The sequence below is a fragment of the Streptococcus sp. 3167 genome (assembly GCF_013277175.1).
Lineage (GTDB): Bacteria > Bacillota > Bacilli > Lactobacillales > Streptococcaceae > Streptococcus > Streptococcus pseudopneumoniae.
In genome coordinates this window covers 1-1435 of record NZ_VMML01000093.1, presented here as the reverse complement: position 1 = coordinate 1435, position 1435 = coordinate 1, and the positions used below count along the sequence as shown (strand labels likewise).

The window sequence follows — 1435 nt, the reverse complement described above, 5'->3', positions numbered from 1 at the left end:
ACAAAATTAACAGCATTTGCGCAGGCAGTGGGGGAAGATAACAAAAAGGTAAACGAAGAGCTGAAAACGAAAGTCAGCACGTCTGACATGAACCAAGCAATCGCCCAAGCTAAATCTGAAGTTAAGGCTGAAATCTTGGGTGAAGGTACCCCTGAGAATTTGGACACACTGAAAGAAATCGCGGAAAAAATCACAAGTATGGGACAAGATGAAAATAGCGCACTTCTTGGCAAAGTAACTGAAGTCAGCGGACGTGTAGACCAGATTGCCAACCTTGACTTGGTCGCAACCTATAACGCAGCGAAAGCGTGAGTGCTATGAGTAACCTTGAAAATCTAGCAAGAGCAATCGGTGAGGATGTCAAGGCTATCAAAGAAGACTCAGAGCTAAAGGATAGGGAGGTTAAGAAAAGACTGGACACCCTTGAGAGTAGACCGAGAGTCCATCCAGAAACCCTCGTTACAAAAGCGGAGCTGGAAGAGAAAGGCTACTTGACCTCCCACCAAGACTTGTCTACTTATGCCCAAAAATGGGAGTTGTACAATGATATCCCCATCAAGGCTAGGATTTCCGCCTTAGAAAATCGTCCATCATTCGATACGCTGACACCGACTCAACGGGATAGCTTAAAAGGGGATAATGGGCATAGTTTGAATGCCAGCGTTCGTATTGAGGGTTCTTATAAGAATGGCTCTACTAGCCGATTGAATTTGTTTGCGGATGTATTCTACGATGGCGAAGCAGTCACGAGCGGCTATACTCTTGATTATTACTATCGTGGTTTTGGCTATACAAACTGGCGTTCTTTGAGAAATCAGACCCCTGATTCAGCAGGAAAATTTGGCACATGGAGTGCTTCTCAGCGTTCTGGTGGTTGGTTTGAAGTTCGCATTGAAGTGAATTACAGAGGATTGAGAGCCTCTGCTTTTACCCATTTGGATAATGTCAACGATGGTGAACAAGGGCGAAGTGGAGTTCCAGGTCAGAACATTGTCAATCAGAACGGTTCGCAGGCACTCAACTATTGGGCCGGTACGCAAGAGCAGTACGATGCTATTACTACCAAAGACCCTCACACGATTTACGATATTTTTAAGTAGGTGAAGCTATGAGAGATAGAGTAAGAATCATGTTAGGAAGTAGAGAGATTGTCAAGCGCTATATTGGCGATAGGTTGGTGTGGTCGAGTGGACCGTCATTATTATTGGAAGTGTTAAACACAAGAATGTGGCAGTACTGGGGTGGGTACAATATTGATATTAAAGGTAATGATATTAAGGTTGCTGCTATACGATATGTACAACTCAATAATAGCAGATTAATAAGAATTCAGGCTGATATGTATAACCGAGGAGTCATATATCTAACTGGTACAAACTTAAGGGAGTATATAGGTAGCGTTAATGTTAAGTTTTATAGAGAATAGAAAGGAAAC

At 42.9% G+C, this 1435-nt stretch carries 2 protein-coding genes; both read left to right on the top strand.

Annotation, left to right across the window (positions count from 1 at the left end; genetic code table 11):
- The coding region (locus tag HT678_RS10530; RefSeq protein WP_172925001.1) for a hypothetical protein at positions 1-312 on the top strand (312 nt) is incomplete at its 5' end.
- Between the two features lie 5 nt (positions 313-317).
- On the top strand, positions 318-1100 hold the full coding sequence (locus HT678_RS10525; RefSeq protein WP_119947539.1) for a hypothetical protein: 783 nt from the start codon (positions 318-320) through the stop codon (positions 1098-1100).
- The last annotated feature ends 335 nt before the right edge of the window (positions 1101-1435 follow it).

Coding starts and splice junctions, on each gene's coding strand:
- HT678_RS10525 (WP_119947539.1), top strand. CDS start 318: ATGAGTAACCTTGAAAATCTAGCAAGAGCAATCGGTGAGGATGTCAAG.